A 17,968-nucleotide genomic window follows, 5' to 3' on the forward strand; every position below is an offset into this window, starting at 1 on the left:
CTACAGATTGTTCTACGGCTTTGGCATCTTGCTCTAAGCCTATTTTGGTTTGTTGTATGTTTTCATTAATGGCTAATCCCATTTGACCAAGTTCGTCTTGGGCTATAATCCTTAAAGGCTCAGGTGGTGTTTGTCTCTTATGATTGAGGTAATTAAAGAATTCAAAGAGTGTGTGGGAGATAAGCCTTATACGTTTGCCCACAGAAGTGCGGAGATAATATATAGTCCCTAATGCAATCACTACTATCGCACTTAAGGAGCACACAATGATAATGCGCAAAAGCTTCTCCAAAGAGCGAGTGATAGAATCATTAGGGATATAAGACAAAATACTCCAATACTTTTCACTCCCTTGAAGTGGTGTGATGGTGTGCATACCTATTATACCCTCTATCCCTGCGGCTGTAAGATACGGATATATGCCATTTTCTCCACTTCCAGCAGCAGTAACGATATCTTTACTCTCTTGCGTGCGGACAACCTCATCAAGTTTTTTACCTATATATTGCGGATTTTGATTAATAATAATCACCCCATTGCCATCGATTACAAAACGTTGATCATTAGCAAATACACGCGCACTCTCGTCTAAAAGTGGCGCACCAATATCAGCATAATCTACAAAACAACCCAACGCCCCTATAGCCTTGCCATTTTTATCATGAATAGGCACGGCAAAGCCTTGAGCAAAAAGCTGCTTGTTTTGAAAAGTAATGGTAGTGGGATTAGAGAGACTTGGTTTATTGTGAAGAATAGATTCTTGTATGCTTTTAAAATGCTTGATAGCCTCTTCGAATTGAACGATTTTTGCATTTTCACCCCTTACTCCGCTCTCTTCTGCGAGGATAAGCACTTCGCCTTGATTATTAAGTTGGGGTATATATAAATACGCATAATTAATGCTTGCTATATTGTTAGGAATGGCACTCACAATGTTTTTGAAACTATCATAGCTTATGTTATTTTGTGCTATTTGGGTATCTATGGCTGTAGCGCCCACGAATAATGTATCTTGTATCCTTGTAGCAACTCCATCTAAAAGTGTGCCATAGCGATAAGAAGCCTGATGTAAGATTCTGTGGTTTTCTTCTTGAAGGATATGTTTAGAAGTAGCAATAATGCAAAATGTCAAAACGCATATACAAACCACAACCAGCAGAGTAACGATAAAAGCGACTTTAGAGCCCACATTGAGACGAGAGAAAAACTTCATAGACAATCCTTAAAGTGAGTTGTAGAGCTTAAAATGCTAACAAAAAGATATAAACTAGCTAGCTATTCTTAGGAATTATCAATTTTGTATGCGTAGAATTGTAATCATAATGAGAATTTAGCTTGCGCCAAAGGCAGAGCCTTTCAACGCAAATGCTTAAGCAAAAAGTGGTGCGACAATAAATCCTAGCGTTACTGAGAAAGTAATAGCAAGAATGCCCGGTAGGATAAAGCTATGATTAAAAACATATTTGCCAATCCTTGTAGAGCCCGTATCGTCCATTTGCACTGCCCCAAGCAGAGTAGGATAAGTGGGGAGAACAAATAATGCAGAAACTGCAGCAAAACTTGCGACAAGAATATATGCTGATTCTGTATTGGCAGTGCTAATACCCAATGCACCAATCACTACAGGCATAATAGCCTTTGCCGTAGCCGCTTGAGAGTATAAAAGCATACTTGCAAAAAAGAGTGCCACCGCTAAAAGTGCAGGATATTCCTTTACAAGAGAGGCGGCTAAAATGCCAATTTCATCTTTGTAGCCGCCTACAAATGTATTACCAAGCCATGCCACACCCAAAACACATACACATGCCGTCATTCCCGCCTTAAAAGTGCTCTGGTCTAAAAGTTTGCCACTCTCCACCTTGCAGCATAATGTAATTAAGGTTGCAATTAAAAGCATAAAGCTTATAATCGCCCCATCTCGTGGTAATCGCACAGGGTCAATATAGCTTTTAACAAAGCTACACAAAGTGGCAAATATCCCCTCTTTTTGCGCCCAATCTTCTAAGATATGCTCTTTATGGACATTTAGCTCACTTAGGGCAGATTCTATAAAATCAAGTGCGGGGGCATTCTCCGCTGTGCGTTTTATGGCATTAATATGCCCTTGTGCTTCTTCAAGCTGCATTTTTAATGCCTCTAAACTTGAATTATCAGCCCCAAGCAGAGCTGCCTTAATGGAAGTTTGATTGTCTCTAAAACTCACTTTGGCAGATTCTAAGGCTTGGCTTATTTGAGCCCTTACCTCACTTATAAGATTCTCATCTTGTATTTGGAGTTTAGCAAAGCCTTTAGCTTGGATAGAATCTAGCTCTTTATCAATATATATGGGGATATGCTTATCTAAATAAGCAAGCATGGGCTTGCGCACAACATCAGAAATAGAAGTAGCATAAATAACCACACAAAATACCCCAATAAGAAATATACCCACACTTAGCTTTGCACCCTTTTTGAGTTGGATTTGTTGCGCACCTAGAGGTTGCTTCACAAGCCCTGCTTTTAAGCGTTGCTGATATATAGCATCTTTACTCAAATCAAGTGGGAAAAATGTATTAATCACAAATGCACAGAGCATACACGCACTAAAGGTTGTAATAAGCCACACTAAAAGTAAAGTAGGATAGCTCCAACCCAATGGCTCTAAAACCCCGCTCATATAGATCACAGCAGCACTCACAGGGCTAGCTGTAATGGCAATTTGGCTTGATACCACGGCTATAGAGAGTGGGGCGGAGGGTTTGATATTCTGCTCCTTTGCTACCTCAACAATTACGGGTATCATCGAAAATGCTGTATGTCCTGTGCCGGCTAAAAATGTCAGAAAATACGTTACCGCAGGGGCAAGGTAGTTAATATATTTAGGATTTTTACGCAAAATCTTCTCAGCAATTTGCACCATATAATCTAAACCACCAGCTAATTGCATAGCAGCAATAGCGGCGATTACAGACATAATAATCAAAATAACATCCCAAGGAATGGCACCCGGATTCATACCAAGTATAAGGCATAGCACTACTACGCCAAATCCCCCAGCATAGCCGATAGCCATACCCCCTAGCCTAATACCAATAAAAATCGCTCCAAGCAGTACAATAACCTGCAAAATAAGCAAAACAAACTCCATAACATTCCTTTGTAATAAAATTAAATGCCACAACACCTTAAAACACTAGAGGTTTAAAGTGTTGTTAAGTTTAGCCTATGCCAAGTTTGGCATACTTTATGCAAAAGGTGAATGCTTTTGGAATTTCGCCTTATCTTCGGCACTCATGTGAGGATTAAGCATATTTTTTGGTTGGAAAATCTCTTCAAGCTGCTCTTTGCTTAAAAGCCCTCTCTCTAGGGCTATTTCTTTAACGGGTTTGCCTGTTTGTAAAGATTCTTTAGCAATAGATGCAGAATTTTCATAGCCAATGTATGGATTAAGTGCGGTTACAATGCCTATGCTGTTATACACAAAATCACTGCACACCTTTTCATTCGCACTAATACCATCAACGCATTTGCTTGCTAAAGTGAGCATAGCATTACGCATCATAGAGATAGAGTTAAACAAGCCATAAGCAATTACAGGTTCAAACACATTCAATTGAAGTTGCCCGCCTTCGCTTGCAAAGCTAACGGTTACATCATTCCCAATCACGGCATAACACACTTGATTGACCACTTCGGGGATTACAGGATTTACTTTCCCGGGCATAATAGAGCTACCGGGCTGCATTTTGGGCAAGTTGATTTCATTAAGCCCAGCACGTGGTCCAGAGCTTAAAAGCCGCAAGTCATTACATACCTTAGAGAGTTTGACTGCTACTCTTTTAAGCACACCACTTACTTGCACATATACTCCTGTATCTTGTGTCGCTTCAATCAAATCATCGGCTGTTTGAAAGGGGTGTCCTGTAACTTCACAAAGCTTCTTTTGCACGATTTTAGGATAATCAGGGTGAGAGTTAATCCCCGTGCCAATAGCAGTACCTCCCATATTGATTTCGGTTACCAAATTTCTTGCTTCTAAAACCCTTGCTATATCTTCACCTGTCATCACAGCAAATGTATGAAACTCCTGTCCTAAGGTCATAGGCACGGCATCTTGAAGTTGTGTGCGCCCCATTTTGAGCACATCTTTGAACTCTTGTGATTTCTTTTCAAATGAAGCTTTGAGTACTTCCATATCTTTAGCCAATGCTGAAAGCTCATCATATAAAGCCACATGAATGGCGGTAGGATATGCGTCATTAGTAGATTGTGAGAGATTCACATGATCATTTGGATGGCAGTATTGATACTCGCCTTTTTTATGCCCTAAAATCTCTAGTGCAAGATTTGCTATGACTTCATTTGTGTTCATATTCGTGCTTGTGCCAGCCCCACCTTGAATCATATCTACCACAAATTGCTCTCTTAATTCCCCAGCTATGAGCTTATCGCATGCCTTGCAAATCGCATCGCTCTTTTGCTTATCAAGCAAATTGAGTTCATTGTTTGCTAGGGCTGCTGCCTTTTTTACCTGTGCAAAAGCCTTGATAAAGCTAGGATAACTGCTTAGCTTATCGCCTGTGATATTAAAATTTTGCAATGCCCTAAAAGTCTGCACCCCATAATATACGCTATCTTCAATCTCTAGTTCCCCAATAAAGTCATGCTCTACACGTTTTCCCATGGTTACTCCTTTGTATGAATTTAAGCCTTAAAGTATATTACATTTTGTATAAATTTATGTATAACCCCAAAGCTATTTTGAGATTTATTGGCAGAATCAAACTTAAATCTAAACGATATAATTTGACTTATTGTGTAAGATAAGCTGCCTTGCGGATTGGACTTATTGTCATATCTTAGCCTGTAAAACAGGCGAAAATCTCTGCCCCCAAGTGGTAGCAAAGTTTGTCGTGCCTAGAGAGAACGCCTAGAGAGAACGTAGGAGGCGAAGAATTGCTTTTACCTACTAGAGACTCTTCTCAAGAGAATTACTATGGGCGCACAGCAATTCTTCACCCCCTAGCGAGGATTGGGAATGACAAGAGATGGGAGTCTTTAATGGCTTAGAGAGATTCTTCGCGCTTCAAAAGCCCAAAGACTGACAAGCGCACCAAGATTCTTTAGTTGCACTTCGCTCATTTTTGTAACGACAAAATCACTTCCTCTGTGAGGCAATTTTGTCCTTATTATCATCTATAAAGCGACATAATCCAAGGGAGATAATCTAAAGTACATTTTGACAATAAGACATATATTAAGATAAAGCAGTTTTACCCGCTATACTAAGCAATCTTAGCAATACCTTCTCTATTTCTTTTTGGGGAGAATTTCAAGGAATCTTTGCAAGCCGAGCTTGATACCTTGAGTATCTGCCTCTTTAATTAAGGCAATCGCATCTTCAACATTATATTCGCTTCCACCTTGATATGGGTCAAAAAGTTTAGTCGTAACCGCTAAGGCATATGCGTTTTTCTTCACATCATCAGAAGCAGCGTGTGGCATAGTGATATATGCCGTGCTCTCTATAAGCACTTCATCAAACTTCCAATGGTCAAATAAATATCCCAAAAAAGTCAAATGATCTAAGCCATAAAATTCTGTCTCCACAGAGCCCACATCACTAAAATTAATCGCCTTAAGCGCGGCTAAAAATTCTTTATCTCTGCCGCTTTGGATTAATGTATTAGCAAAAAGCATCATGCCCAAACGTAACAACATAGCACAAGGCACAAGCACTTGAGCTAGCTTTTTATCACTTTGAGAAAACCACTCTGAAATAAAGTCCGCCTCCCTACTGCAATTACCCAAAAATTCCTGCGTATTTAAGCCATACGGAGATACATCAACCTTAAATCCCCCGCGTAAAGAATTAGCAATTACCACATTTTTTATATTACTAATGCCAAGGAGAGAAACGACTTGATTAAGTGTAGAAATTTCACGGGAGAATCCATAATAAGGCGAATTTGCTAAACGAAGGAGCTCTCCTGTTAAAAGCGGGTCTTTTGAAATAATATCAACCACGCCTTGTATCTGCACTTCTGAGCCAGAGGTATCCACATACTGCTGCAATTTCATCACGGTTTCAGGTAATGGAGGAAGATTGTCGATTGTCTTAAGCAGAAGCTCATTCATTTGGCGTCCTTTAGAGAAATATAGCCACTGGTAGGATTATAACAAAAAACCACTTGTGCAAATATCAAATTCCTGCATTTTTTTCGCAAATAAAGCAAAATTAACCCCTCCCATCTCTTATGGCTTGTGCGATAAGCTCTAAAGGGTGTGCAAAGCGCACATTGGAGTGAATCTGAGCAAGAGAGTTATCAATCTGCATACGGCATGCCCCGCATTCTGCACTCACAATATCCGCACCACTTGCTTGTATCATTTCTGCCTTAGGCTTACCTGCCTTTAATGTCAAGGCATAACGCGAAGTTTGCATACTAATCCCTCCAAAACCACAGCATTGGGTTGAATCACTCATTTCTTTTAAAGCAAAGCTTTTAGCCAAAAGTGCGCGTGGCTCTTTATGGATACCTAGCACTTTGCGCGCATGGCAAGGGTCATGGTATGTAATATGCTGCTTGCTAAAATCTTGGGGTAAAATCTGCTCTAATTGCGTATGATGAAAGAGCCAAGAACTTGCCATATCGATTTTAGGCAAGAGTTTATTTAGTCTCTCCTGCCATTGTGGCTCATCACTCAAAGCATGGAGCCAATCCTTTTTAATCATCGCTGCACAGGTTGCTTCAGGGATAATCATCGCATCTATGCTATCCCAAAAGCTCTCAAAATACGCAATGTTTTTCTTTGCTAAATGTGCTACACTTTTTACATCACCGGTAAAAAACGCCGGAGCCCCGCAGCATTCCTGCAAATGGGGCACAAACGCACTAATGCCAAGCCTATCTAAAATCTCAAGCAAACTTTTGCCTACCTCTATGTAATTATAATTACTCAAGCAGCCAATAAAGATAGCTACTCTCTTATGTGTGAGATTACAAGCAAGCAAAGTGGGAGAAGATGAGGGTATATCACCCCTATAAGTTTGTAAAAAAGATTTGCGTCTTGTGGGGAAGACAGACCTTATCGTGCGCTTATTATGCTCATCTCTAAAAAGCTTAAAGCGCGAAAGTAAGCGCCCATTCTCTTGCTTAAAGGCACATGGGGTAATAAAAGACATTATGCTAAAAACTATATCTGCTATCTTGCGATGTCTTAAGAGGAAAAAATATGCCCTTTTATACCATGCGATTCCATATTTTTGGGCTATATCCACACGTACAGATTCTATGGCGACATCAACAGGCAGGCTTGAGGGGCAGTGCGTTACACAAGTAGTGCATAAAAAACAAGATTCAAAAATATCTCTACTTGTAGAATCAAGTGCTAAATCCCCCCGTTTATATGCCCCGAGCAAATCCAAAAACCCGCGCGGAGACGTAACTTCATCTCGATTTACCATATAAATCGTGCAATGAGGTATGCACTTGCCACATTTCACACACGCATTTGCCACACTTTGCAAATCAAGCATAATCTACCCTAAATAGTCTTACTAAATCGCTTTGTATCTTGCTGCACAAAGGAATATTCATCAAATACCATAGCGATGTTGCGTATAAGCATACCACCTGTGGGGGAGGTATAAATACCCTCTTTATTTATCTCTATAAGCCCAAGCTCCCTAAATTCACGCAAAGATGCTAACTCTTTAGCAAAATATGTCTTAAAATCAATATGAAACCTCTGCTCAATGGGAGCAAAATCAAGGCAGAGATTATTCATAAGCCCCATAATCACTTCTTTACGCAAAATATCTTCTTCACTTAGCATAACACCGCGCTCTACAGGTAATTTACCACTATCAAGGGCATTTTCATACGCTTGCATATCTTTATAATTTTGTGAATAATAATCTAACCCCTCACTAATGCTTGTAAGCCCTATGCCTATGGTTTGGGAGAATCCACGCGTAGTATAGCCTTGAAAATTACGGCGAAGCTGATTATTTTGCTTAGCAATGTAGAGTTCATCGCTTTTTTTTGCAAAATGGTCCATACCAATCATACCATAGCCATGATTGTGCAAAAATGTAATGGTATGCTCTAAAATCTCAAGCTTTTGAGCGGGAGTGGGTAATGTGGTTTCATCAATTTTACGCATGGTTTTTTTCATCCATGGCAGATGTGCATAATTAAAAATAGCCAATCTATCAGGGCTTAAATCCACAACTTGCTGCAATGTCTGGCTAAAGCTTTGCAGGCTTTGAAAAGGCAGTCCATAAATGAGGTCAAAATTCACAGAGTTAATGCCAAATTCACGTGCTAAAGATATGGCATTTTGGACAATTTGTATATCTTGCTTTCTATGTATGGCTTCTTGCACTTTTGAATCAAAGTCCTGCACGCCAAAACTTAGGCGATTAAAGCCATTATCCTTTAAAACTTGCATTTGCTCGCGTGTGAAAAAGCGAGGGTCAATTTCACAGCTCACTTCTGCATGCGGAGCAAAATGGCAGAAAGTCTCCCGCACAAGGGAAATAACTGCATACAACTCCTCTGCGTTAAAAAATGTAGGCGTGCCTCCACCAAAATGAAATTGAACGACCTCGCGCTGGGTGTTCATTGTATCCTTAAGGATGGAAAGCTCTTTTTGTAAGTAGCTTATATATCTTTGCTTTTTCTCTTCTCTACTGGTATAGATAACATTACACCCGCAAAAGTAGCACGCAGAGCGACAAAATGGCAAATGCACATATAAAGAGAGCGGGAGGAGTGAGTTATCTGCACGTTTGAGGGCTTGGGTATATGCGTTAGAATCCCATGTGGGCTTAAACTCCACTGCGGTAGGGTAGCTTGTATAACGGGGGGCAGATTTTGAATATTTCACAAACGCATTAAAATCAATCTTTTCACTCAAAGCCCATACTCCTTATTTTTTACGCAAATAATCAATGTCAAAAAACAAATTAGGATATTTCTTTTTAATATCTTTTGCAAGAATAGATGTATTAATTTCAGGGAGATTCCCATCATTTGAGCGCAACGACTCTAAGGCACTTTTAGCAACTACCATCGCATCATCAAAGTCAATGGGCATTTGCAAGATAATATCTTTCTCAAGCATCATAATAAGCCTCTCCTCTTGAATATCTCGTATGCGCATAAGGAGCTTTGAGAAGACATTTTTAGGGAAGACTACATATTCTTCCCCATCATCATCGCTTAAAAACCACAAATCCTCTTTAGAGAAGCCTCCACGTTCCATAGAGAGAATCATCGTATCATCTTTAAGCTTATGCAGCACGCCTAGATTCTCACTTGTCTCATCAAGCCATTTATCTTGTTCTAAATGTTTCATTACACTCTCACTAAGGGGATATTATTCACTCTAGCAAGGTAGAGCATAACGCCCTTTTGGGCGTGAAGTCGATTTTGAGCTTCTCTAAATACACGACTTTGAGCCCCATCAATTACTTCTTCGCTGACTTCTTGCCCACGATATGCAGGCAAGCAATGTAAGAAAATAGCATTTGAATCTGCTAGTTTCATCATTGCTGTATCCACACAAAAGCCCGCAAACGCTCTTTCTCGCTCCTTTTTTTGCTCTTCTTGCCCCATTGATGCCCATGTATCAGTGGTTACAACATTTGCCCCACTCACCGCCTCCTTGCAATCCCTGCCTACAATAATTTTACCGCCACTTTGAGCACAAAGTGCTTGTGCACGTGAGAGGATAGCATCTTTAGGTGCATAGCCTTCAGGAGTAGCGATACGAAGCTCAAAGCCAAGAATAGCCGCAAGATTAATCCACGAATGCGCCATGTTATTGCCATCGCCAATATATGCCACAACGGGTATCCTTCCCTCTTTAGGGTAAAGTGCATGGAAATGAGGCACATAAATGCCACATTCTATCATCGTTAAATAATCCGCCATAAGCTGCATAGGGTGAAAATCATCACTCAAGCCATTAATGAGGGGCACAGAGCAAGCTTCTGCAAACTCTTCTAGCCTCTCGTGCGCGCCTGTTCTCATCATTACCATATCAACCATAGAACTAATCACCCGTGCTGTATCTTTAATAGGCTCGCCACGTCCAAGCTGTATATCCTTATGAGAGAGGAAAATCCCATGCCCACCAAGCTGATATATACCGCTTTCAAAGCTTACACGTGTGCGTGTGGAGCTTTTTTCAAAAATCATAGCCAGCACCTTACCCCCTAAATAAGGCGGCACTTGCCCATGCAAAGCCTGAACTTTGAGCTCTAAGGCTAAATCAAGCATACTTAAGAGTTCATCTTTATTAAAATCATTTAAAGTAAGAAAATGTCTGATTGCTCTCATCATCTAACCCCCAATCTGGTTAAAAGCGAGATTGTATCTAAAAAATACAAAGGGAGTTTTAATCTTGTTCATTTTTTGGAATGATGTAATCTTCAATGCCTATGGTAATATTTAAGCTAAGATTCTTAAAAAGCACCTTGTTTTTACTGCGTTCATAATAAAACTCTTGCCCACCACGTACAAACCACTGCACAAATGCGCCATTATTTGCTATACGCTTACCCTCGCCATCAAAAATATCATGGGAGTTCAAAATATCAGCAAATAAATCAGGATAGCTCACCTCGCCAAAAAACTTGCGTGCTGCTATCCATTTAGAGGTGCATTCTTTAGCCATACAAATCTCTTTTTGCTTGATAAGCAATGTGGAGATAGGTTTGCCAAGCTTGTAAAAATCAATAGTGATATTTTTGCTTGATTTGCTATATTTAATTGAAGCAAAGTCATAAAACTTCATCTGCGGGGTATCAATAAGAAGGATTTTAAACTTTGTAGGTTCTAGCACGACACTCTCTTGGTGCTCTGCGATGGGAGCTTCAAAGCTCTCTTGCAATAAGGAGCAAGAAGTGTAAAGTAATGGGAAAAGCCATAGCATTCCCCCTATACACAGCCTCCTTATAATAGCTTTCACTCTCCTCTCCTAGCTAATGCTACGCACGTCCATTGGAGAGAATCTTATGCCAAATCCTGCCATCAAGCTTAAGCTCCATATTCACTTGGCATAAGCCGTCTTTATACACGGTTTCAAGGATTTCAGCATTGCGGATAAGGGCTTGCACTTTTGTTTTAACCGTCGAGCTTTGAAGCATCATATCACGCACGGTATCTTGTGCATTTACTCTAATACCATACATCTTTTCCCCAATTTGGCGATACGCATCAACAATCGCCGCTCTCTTTGCCATAGCAAATGCTTGTGAGGGCGAGATAGAATTTTCAGGTGATACGCCTATGCCTACAGCGCTTAAAACAATCTCATTTTCCGGTGTGAGCATAGGAGAATTGGGAATGGTCGTATTATCGCCGCGCCCTATGTAGTCATTATCTCTATCAAATTTGGGTTCTACAGAATTATTATATCCGGGGACTTCAACCTTTTCTACCACAAGGGTGTTAATCCTCTGATTATTATTTGCAGGGCGAGAAATGAGATTAGGATTTGTATTATATCCGGGCATTGGGGGGTAAGTAGGCGCTTGGATAGGCGCATACATGGGTTGATTACTTGCACTCGGAGGCACTAAACCATTTGCAGCCCCACTCCCGCTATCACCGCCAACATTCAGCAAATCTCCGCACCCGCTTAAGGCAAATAGAGCGAAACTCGCCGCAACTGAACTTTTAAGCAAACCTTTTTTCATATTCATTCCTTTGAAATAAATTTGATAATGCTAAAGCAAGGAATGTTCCAAATTGGATTTACTATATTTTACTTTATTGCCTTGCAGGTAAATCTGGTAGATAAAATTTGGCGGATAAATTTAGTGGATAAAATTTGTGGAGATGTGTTGGCTTACTTATAAGTTTTCTCTATGAGGCAGGCTTAGGTCTTTTATCAGCTCTCACGCCCGCCCGCAAGAGGTGACAACATAATTACCATTGCAAGAGGGCAAGCCTACCTCGCAAGGCAAAAGCAAGGCACACTTACCTTTTAGCTTTTTGAAGGACTTCTTCCCATAAAGGCAAAATTACATCTTTACTAAAACGCTCCTGCATATACTCCCTTGCCAAAGCGCCCATAGTTTTCCTTAACTCTAGGCTATTCATAAGTGTAATAAGCCCTTGGGCATAGGCATTATAGTCGCTATCTTTTATCAAATACCCGCTTACATTTGATTTGATAATATCACTAGGACCTGTTGGGACATCAAAGGCAATACAAGGCAAACCATAGCTACTTGCTTCTGCTAACACCATAGGCAGCCCCTCATAATGAGAGCTCATAGCATAAATACTTGCTTGCAAATATTCTGCCTGCATATCTTGGGTAAAGGATTGAAGGATTATAGAATCTTGCAAACCTTTATCTTTGATTTTCTGCTCTAATGCGCCCCTCAAACTGCCATCACCTCTAATAACAAGCTGCCAAGATTGAAGCTGCGGATATGAAGTGCGGATTACATCTTGCACCTTTGCCCATATATCTACAAGACGTAAAAAGCCCTTTTGATCCCCGCTATCCATACGCCCAACGGATAAGATTCTAGGGGCACAAACATCTGCGCTTTGTGGCGGGATATGAATAAAGTTAGGGATTATGGCAATATGTTTATGGTATCGCTCCCAAATGTGGCGCTCTGCGGGAGAGAGAATAATCAGTGTGTGAAAAAAGTTATTGCGTTTATGATAGGAGTGGAAATTGAGATGTATAAGCTTGCAGTAATGTGTGTGTTTATGCTTGATAAAGGGCGTGTAAGTGGCACAATTAGCAATAATGGCATCAAAACCACGAAAAGTTCTCCATATCTTCAAACTTAAGAAAAACTTATAAAAATTTTTATGATAAAGCTTAGAGAAAAAATGGCTATATTGCTTTTGGGTATATGTGGATTCTGCCTCATTATGCCAAATATGCAGGGCTACTTGCTTATCTATAGCATAAGGCAAGGCTTTGTTTGCTCTAAAAAAGCTAAGAATCTCCACACTATGCCCTGCTTGGCTTAGGGCATTGGCGAGATTGACACACACTCGCTCCGCACCCCCTGTGATACTTATATCACCTATGGTAAGCAGTATCTTCATCTCTCCACCCAAGCCCTACAAGCATACCAAGCACAATAAAAATACACTGCAAAATCCCCGTGTAAAAGGCGTCAAAAACACTTTGAGCCATTACTCCCACAGCAAAAACCCCTAACACCAAAGCCCAAAACTTCTTATAATCACTTTGAGCACAAACCCCACGATATGCACTATAAAGCACAAACCCTTGAAAAATGACAATGCAGATAAAACCAAAGATTCCATAAGAAAATGCGAGGCTTAGGGCGAAGTTATGCGGGTGGTTGTAGCCATTTGTTTCTTTATTTGCTGGATCGTTTTGGATAATATAAGAGCGGTTTTGATGATTTTTGAGATTATAGTAATGCCAAAGATACTCACCTATCTGAAATACCCCCACAATATGGGGCTTAAAGGGCTCATCAAGGAGCGCTAAAAGTGTAGATTTACTCATATTGATGCGTGAGAGGGCAGAATGCTCTATGCTAATCTCATTTTTACCAATCTCTATGCTCTCTTGCGCGCAAGTAAGCCATTTTTGCTTCTTAAAACAAGATTTATCAAACTGCCCCATTTCAATAGGCGCACTCGCCCATACAATCAAAAAATTATCGAGCATATGAGCAAAGTTATATCTTTCAGGCAGACTTTTAGACATATGATAAAAACTCCAAAGACATACCATAAACACACACAATACACCCACAAGCATTAATAGCTTATGCCTAAAATGCCAAAACACAAATGGAGCAAACAACATAGCCAATAAAGCTACTAAAAAGCTACGTTCGCCATTAGCCAACATAGCAATGAAAGTCAATATAAGCCCAAGCGCACTCAAAATTTTTAAATACTTTTGCTTGAGGGCAAGTATGCCTGCTAAAGATATTGCCGCTGGGGCAAGAAGCCATATATTATAGGTAAATACTGCCTTGAAATAAAAGGGCACATTGGAGATTGTTTTAAAAAACCCATGATGTATGCCCAAATAGATTGTAGAGCACACTTCAATAAAACAAAGCAAGGCAAAAAAGCATAAAAAGTATAAAACACATCTAAGCTTAGCATACATAGCATATAAAAACACAAGCACAAAAAGCACACAATAGCCCAAAATATTTTGATTAATCGATTTAAGAACGACAGAAGTTTTGCGTTGCCACACTTCATCAAAAAGCGTTACAAGACCCAAGAGGGTAACCATAGCAAAGCAAAGCAGCGGAAGAGCCAAAATCCGCCATGCCCTAAGGCGAAAGGAGCGGTAATTATAGGCAATAAAAAGCAGCCCGCCTAAATGAAAGAAGCTCTGTGTGGAAAAGCTTTTAGTAAAGCCCCATAAGCCTAAAGCATAAAACACCATACCTACGCAAAACAAAATAAGTGTGATTTCTTGGTTATACGTCCTCAGGTAATGTGTAATGTTCAAAATAGCTCCTAGAATACAAAATCAATACCAACTCCCTAAAGTTGCCCACCTCTAAGCTTGTGATAGCTTGGCACACTTAAGCCTCTTTATGTGCCCTTAAGGGTGCTAAAGCCTACACAGGGCTCATCTCAAAATACAATCTATTAAGGAAAATAAAAGGCAGAGTATAACATAAAGTTTTACATCAACATGTATTTGCCAACTCCTTATTGCCCCTAAAACCAATGTAACACGATGCAAAAATCCTTGCTAAATGTTACAAAAATATACAACTACTTATAAATCATCAATACATTGCTACTAAATTACCCGAAAATAAATATTTATTAATATCGTAAAGCATATTAAAAAAATAACAAGGAGATAATTTTGAGCACTATTTTAGCTTTAATTGGATTTGCTAGCTTAATTGCTATGGTTGTTGTATTACTTTTAGATAAGGCTTCCCCACAAGTAACCTTTATTTTAATATCAAGTATTGTGGGCTTTTCCCTTGTGGGTGTGGAATCTCTCAACGCCTTTGGTGTGCATTTGCATATTGGGCAAACTTTGGGGCTTAAGGGAGACTTTACCTTGAATGAACTTGCAGGCTTTATCAAAAAGGGTATTACAAGTGTAGCCCCTACGGCTGCGCTCTTTATATTTTCTATACTTTTTTTCACTACTCTTAGTGCAGCGGGTATGTTTGAAAAAATCATTAACGCCCTCACAGCACGAAGTGGTAATAATATTTATGGCGTGATGATTCTAAGCGTTGTGATAGCCTGCATTGCTCATCTTGATGGCTCTGGGGCTTCTACATTTTTAATTGCTATTCCCGCACTCTTGCCTATTTATCAAAAGCTAAATATCCGCTCTACAACCCTTATGCTCATACTTACAGCCAGTATGGGCGTTATGAATCTCCTCCCTTGGGGTGGTCCCACTCTGCGTGTAGCAACGATCACAGAAGTAGATGCGACATGGCTTTATTTTAAGCTTATGCCTATGCAGATTGTGGGACTTATCTTGGCTTTATGTATCGCGCTTATTATGGGCTATATAGAGAGTAAAAGAATTGCCCTAGGGGCGAATGAAAAGGCATTTGAATCCTTTGCACAACACAATAATGATAAAAGCGACTTAAAAAGAGATGATCGATTTTGGTTAAATTGTATCTTGGGCATTGTGATTTTGGTATTACTTTTTAGCTCTGGGCTGCCTAGCTATTTTCCTTTTATGATTGGAAGTGCAATTGCGCTTATTATTAATTACCCTAGTCTTAAAAAACAAGACAAAGTCATCAAAGAGGCTTCAAGTGCGGCGATGATGATGGCTACAACGCTTTTAGCAGCAGGCGTGCTTATAGGCGTATTTGACAAATCTGGCATTATGAAACTTATGGCTCAAACCATACTTGATTTTATGCCAGATGCCCTCGGTGGATACCTCATTATAGCCGTAGGGGTCTTAGCTGTGCCTATGGCACTTATTTTCTGCACAGATTCATATTTTTATGGAATCTTGCCTATTGTCGCAAGTGTCGGTGCTGCCTTTGGCATTGACGCGGTGGCTTTGGGAATTGTTATGTGCGTTTGCCGTAACTGCGCGACTTTCATTAGCCCGGTTGTCCCTGCTACACTGCTTGGCTGCGGGCTTGCTGGAGTGAGCATTAGGGATCATATTAAAACTTCATTTTTTTGGATATGGGGTATTAGTATTATTTGTCTCATTTTTGGAGCATTATGGGGAATCTTCACATTCTAGCCCCATAAATCCAAATTACACTTTAAGGAGAATCGCATGAAAAAATACACATTAGGTTTATTTACAAGTTTTGTTTGCATAAGTCAAGCTTTAGGCGCACAACCCTTAGAAGTAGCCCCCCAAAATAAAGAGCAAACTAGAGAGAAGGAAGTCCAAAATGGAAGTGGTGAGGTCAATTTAAGCTCTATCTTGCAAGACTTTTTGCAAAATGTAAGTGCGAAAGGGTTTGCATTTGGGAGGTATTCTAGCATTAGCGGGGATAATGGCAGTGGCTCAGCTTGGCAGTATAGGGCGAAGCTTGACATCACTACAGGCAAAGCATATGGGTATAGCTTTACAGGTGGCGTGCTTTTTGCTCAAGGCTCAAGCGCGATAGATCAAGGTAGGGTAAGTCATGGGGATATACAAGGAGCAAGGGGCATTGCCTTTAATAATAACTTTGCAGATAGATTTAATGTCGCGACGATGTATATAAGCAAAGATATAGAGGGGGATTCTCTAAAAAGCAAAATTGATGTAGGGAGAATGAACATAGTCTCACCCTTAACAAATAAAGATCTTGATTTAGGCTTAGGCGGGCAAATAAAACTCCAACATAAATTTAGCTCTAAAGCACAATTAGGCTATAACCTCGCTGCCTTTGAGAGCTGGATGACGGACCACATAGCCTATAATGTCCGCAGGAGAGCGCCAATGAAGGGCACTTCTAGCGTAGCTGACCAACAAACTTCGGCAATAGGTATTGGGAATAATTTAAGTATGCTCCATATTTATGGCAAAGATATAGCGGGGGGATTGCATTTTAATCTCGTGTATGCAAATATTTGGAATCTTTTTGACTTTATGACATTGGGGGATATTGGCTATAAATTTAAATTTGGTTCTCATAGCATAGGTATTTTAACTCAAGCGGCTTTTGCAGGAATGAATAAAGACCCATATATCACTCTAGGACACAATGGAGCAGAAGTCTTTAGCAATTTAAATAGGGAATTTAGGGATTTTAGCGCGCAACATAGAGGAGTGTATAATGTACAAATAAATTACAAAAACAACTCCCTCTCTAGCAAACTAGGCTTTCTAGGGAGCTTTGCACAAGGTTATGGTGTGCTTCTAGCTCATAAAAGCGGTATAGATACTGCGGGCAAATTTTGGAATGGAAATATGACAGCCACTTATGATGGATTAGGGATTTTTGGCTCAGGGAGCTTTAAAAACACGAGCATTGGGATTATTTATGCAGCAATGCAATATAAAATCAGCTCTGCGTGGAGCGTGGGCTTAGATGTGAGCTATATATTTGGCGATAACCATTTCCCTGTGCTTAATGTGATGAAACCAGAGAAAGCCACCATTGACTTAAGCACCACAAACAATAATGGCACACTTTCAGGGGGGAAAACAAGCTTTATAGACGCTACATTTATGGAAATAGCTCCATCGATAAACTACACCCTAATGAAAAACCTTGTGGCTTCTTTCACATGTGCATTTTTCACAGGAGATATTCAGTTCTTTAAGACACAAACAACATTGCGATTGGGATTTTAAGCACGCAAACCCGCAAATTCTTATTCTCTAAGGATTCCTTAAACACTTCCCCCTCCCTTAAGGGGAAGTGTTTAAGTGATGAAGTTTGTCCCCATTCCCTTTCTCTAGTAGATAATTTAGTTTCTTCAGTCCTTGTCACCCCATCTAGGGCTGACAAAGTGGCAAATGTATTAGGGAATCAGGCGGTGATTCT

The 17,968-nt window shown here is 40.0% G+C and carries 13 protein-coding genes and 1 pseudogene; 2 read left to right on the forward strand and 12 right to left on the reverse strand.

Going from position 1 to position 17,968, the window contains the following annotated elements; all coding sequences use genetic code 11:
* From CQA63_RS08650 to CQA63_RS08705, 12 genes and pseudogenes are all read right to left on the reverse strand, one after another.
* Positions 1–1,213: pseudogene (locus CQA63_RS08650) on the reverse strand (cache domain-containing protein); the annotation flags it as partial.
* Positions 1,214–1,369: 156 nt separating this feature from the next.
* Entirely contained in the window at positions 1,370–3,127 is a 1,758-nt protein-coding gene (locus CQA63_RS08655) for an anaerobic C4-dicarboxylate transporter (RefSeq protein ID WP_104700441.1), read from the reverse strand.
* 96 nt (positions 3,128–3,223) lie between these two features.
* Positions 3,224–4,663: an aspartate ammonia-lyase gene (gene aspA, locus CQA63_RS08660; RefSeq protein ID WP_104700440.1), complete on the reverse strand. Its 1,440-nt coding sequence runs from the start codon at positions 4,661–4,663 to the stop codon at positions 3,224–3,226.
* Positions 4,664–5,289: 626 nt separating this feature from the next.
* Entirely contained in the window at positions 5,290–6,117 is an 828-nt protein-coding gene (gene cheP, locus CQA63_RS08665; protein ID WP_104700439.1) for a cheVAW transcriptional regulator CheP, read from the reverse strand.
* A gap of 100 nt (positions 6,118–6,217) precedes the next feature.
* On the reverse strand, positions 6,218–7,519 hold the full coding sequence (locus CQA63_RS08670; RefSeq protein ID WP_104700438.1) for a (Fe-S)-binding protein: 1,302 nt from the start codon (positions 7,517–7,519) through the stop codon (positions 6,218–6,220).
* Positions 7,520–7,527: 8 nt separating this feature from the next.
* Positions 7,528–8,904: an oxygen-independent coproporphyrinogen III oxidase gene (gene hemN / locus CQA63_RS08675; RefSeq protein ID WP_104700437.1), complete on the reverse strand. Its 1,377-nt coding sequence runs from the start codon at positions 8,902–8,904 to the stop codon at positions 7,528–7,530.
* 12 nt (positions 8,905–8,916) lie between these two features.
* Entirely contained in the window at positions 8,917–9,345 is a 429-nt protein-coding gene (locus CQA63_RS08680; protein WP_115511871.1) for a DUF2603 domain-containing protein, read from the reverse strand.
* Positions 9,345–10,322: an ornithine carbamoyltransferase gene (gene argF, locus CQA63_RS08685; RefSeq protein ID WP_104700443.1), complete on the reverse strand. Its 978-nt coding sequence runs from the start codon at positions 10,320–10,322 to the stop codon at positions 9,345–9,347. Before argF ends, CQA63_RS08680 begins: the two co-directional genes overlap by 1 nt.
* A 67-nt stretch (positions 10,323–10,389) precedes the next feature.
* Positions 10,390–10,962 carry an HP0838 family lipoprotein gene (locus tag CQA63_RS08690; RefSeq protein ID WP_233706655.1) on the reverse strand — a complete coding sequence of 191 codons (573 nt, stop codon included), beginning with the start codon at positions 10,960–10,962 and terminating at the stop codon, positions 10,390–10,392.
* Positions 10,963–10,981: 19 nt separating this feature from the next.
* Complete coding sequence (locus tag CQA63_RS08695; protein WP_104700435.1) at positions 10,982–11,692, reverse strand: LPP20 family lipoprotein; 711 nt, start codon at positions 11,690–11,692, stop codon at positions 10,982–10,984.
* 283 nt (positions 11,693–11,975) lie between these two features.
* The gene (locus CQA63_RS08700) at positions 11,976–13,073 is read right to left on the reverse strand and encodes a glycosyltransferase family 4 protein (protein WP_104700434.1); all 1,098 of its coding nucleotides are present in this window, start codon (positions 13,071–13,073) and stop codon (positions 11,976–11,978) included.
* On the reverse strand, positions 13,048–14,478 hold the full coding sequence (locus tag CQA63_RS08705) for an O-antigen ligase family protein (RefSeq protein WP_233706654.1): 1,431 nt from the start codon (positions 14,476–14,478) through the stop codon (positions 13,048–13,050). The genes CQA63_RS08700 and CQA63_RS08705 overlap by 26 nt, the downstream gene beginning before the upstream one ends.
* 369 nt (positions 14,479–14,847) lie before the next feature.
* On the opposite strand from CQA63_RS08705, the gene CQA63_RS08710 reads away from it, so the two are divergent.
* Positions 14,848–16,224 (forward strand): CitMHS family transporter, encoded by a 1,377-nt coding sequence (locus CQA63_RS08710; RefSeq protein ID WP_104700433.1) that lies wholly within the window; start codon positions 14,848–14,850, stop codon positions 16,222–16,224.
* Between the two features lie 36 nt (positions 16,225–16,260).
* Entirely contained in the window at positions 16,261–17,775 is a 1,515-nt protein-coding gene (locus CQA63_RS08715; protein ID WP_104700432.1) for an OprD family porin, read from the forward strand.
* The last annotated feature ends 193 nt before the right edge of the window (positions 17,776–17,968 follow it).

Source organism: Helicobacter marmotae (assembly GCF_003364255.1).
Classification (GTDB): domain Bacteria; phylum Campylobacterota; class Campylobacteria; order Campylobacterales; family Helicobacteraceae; genus Helicobacter_C; species Helicobacter_C marmotae.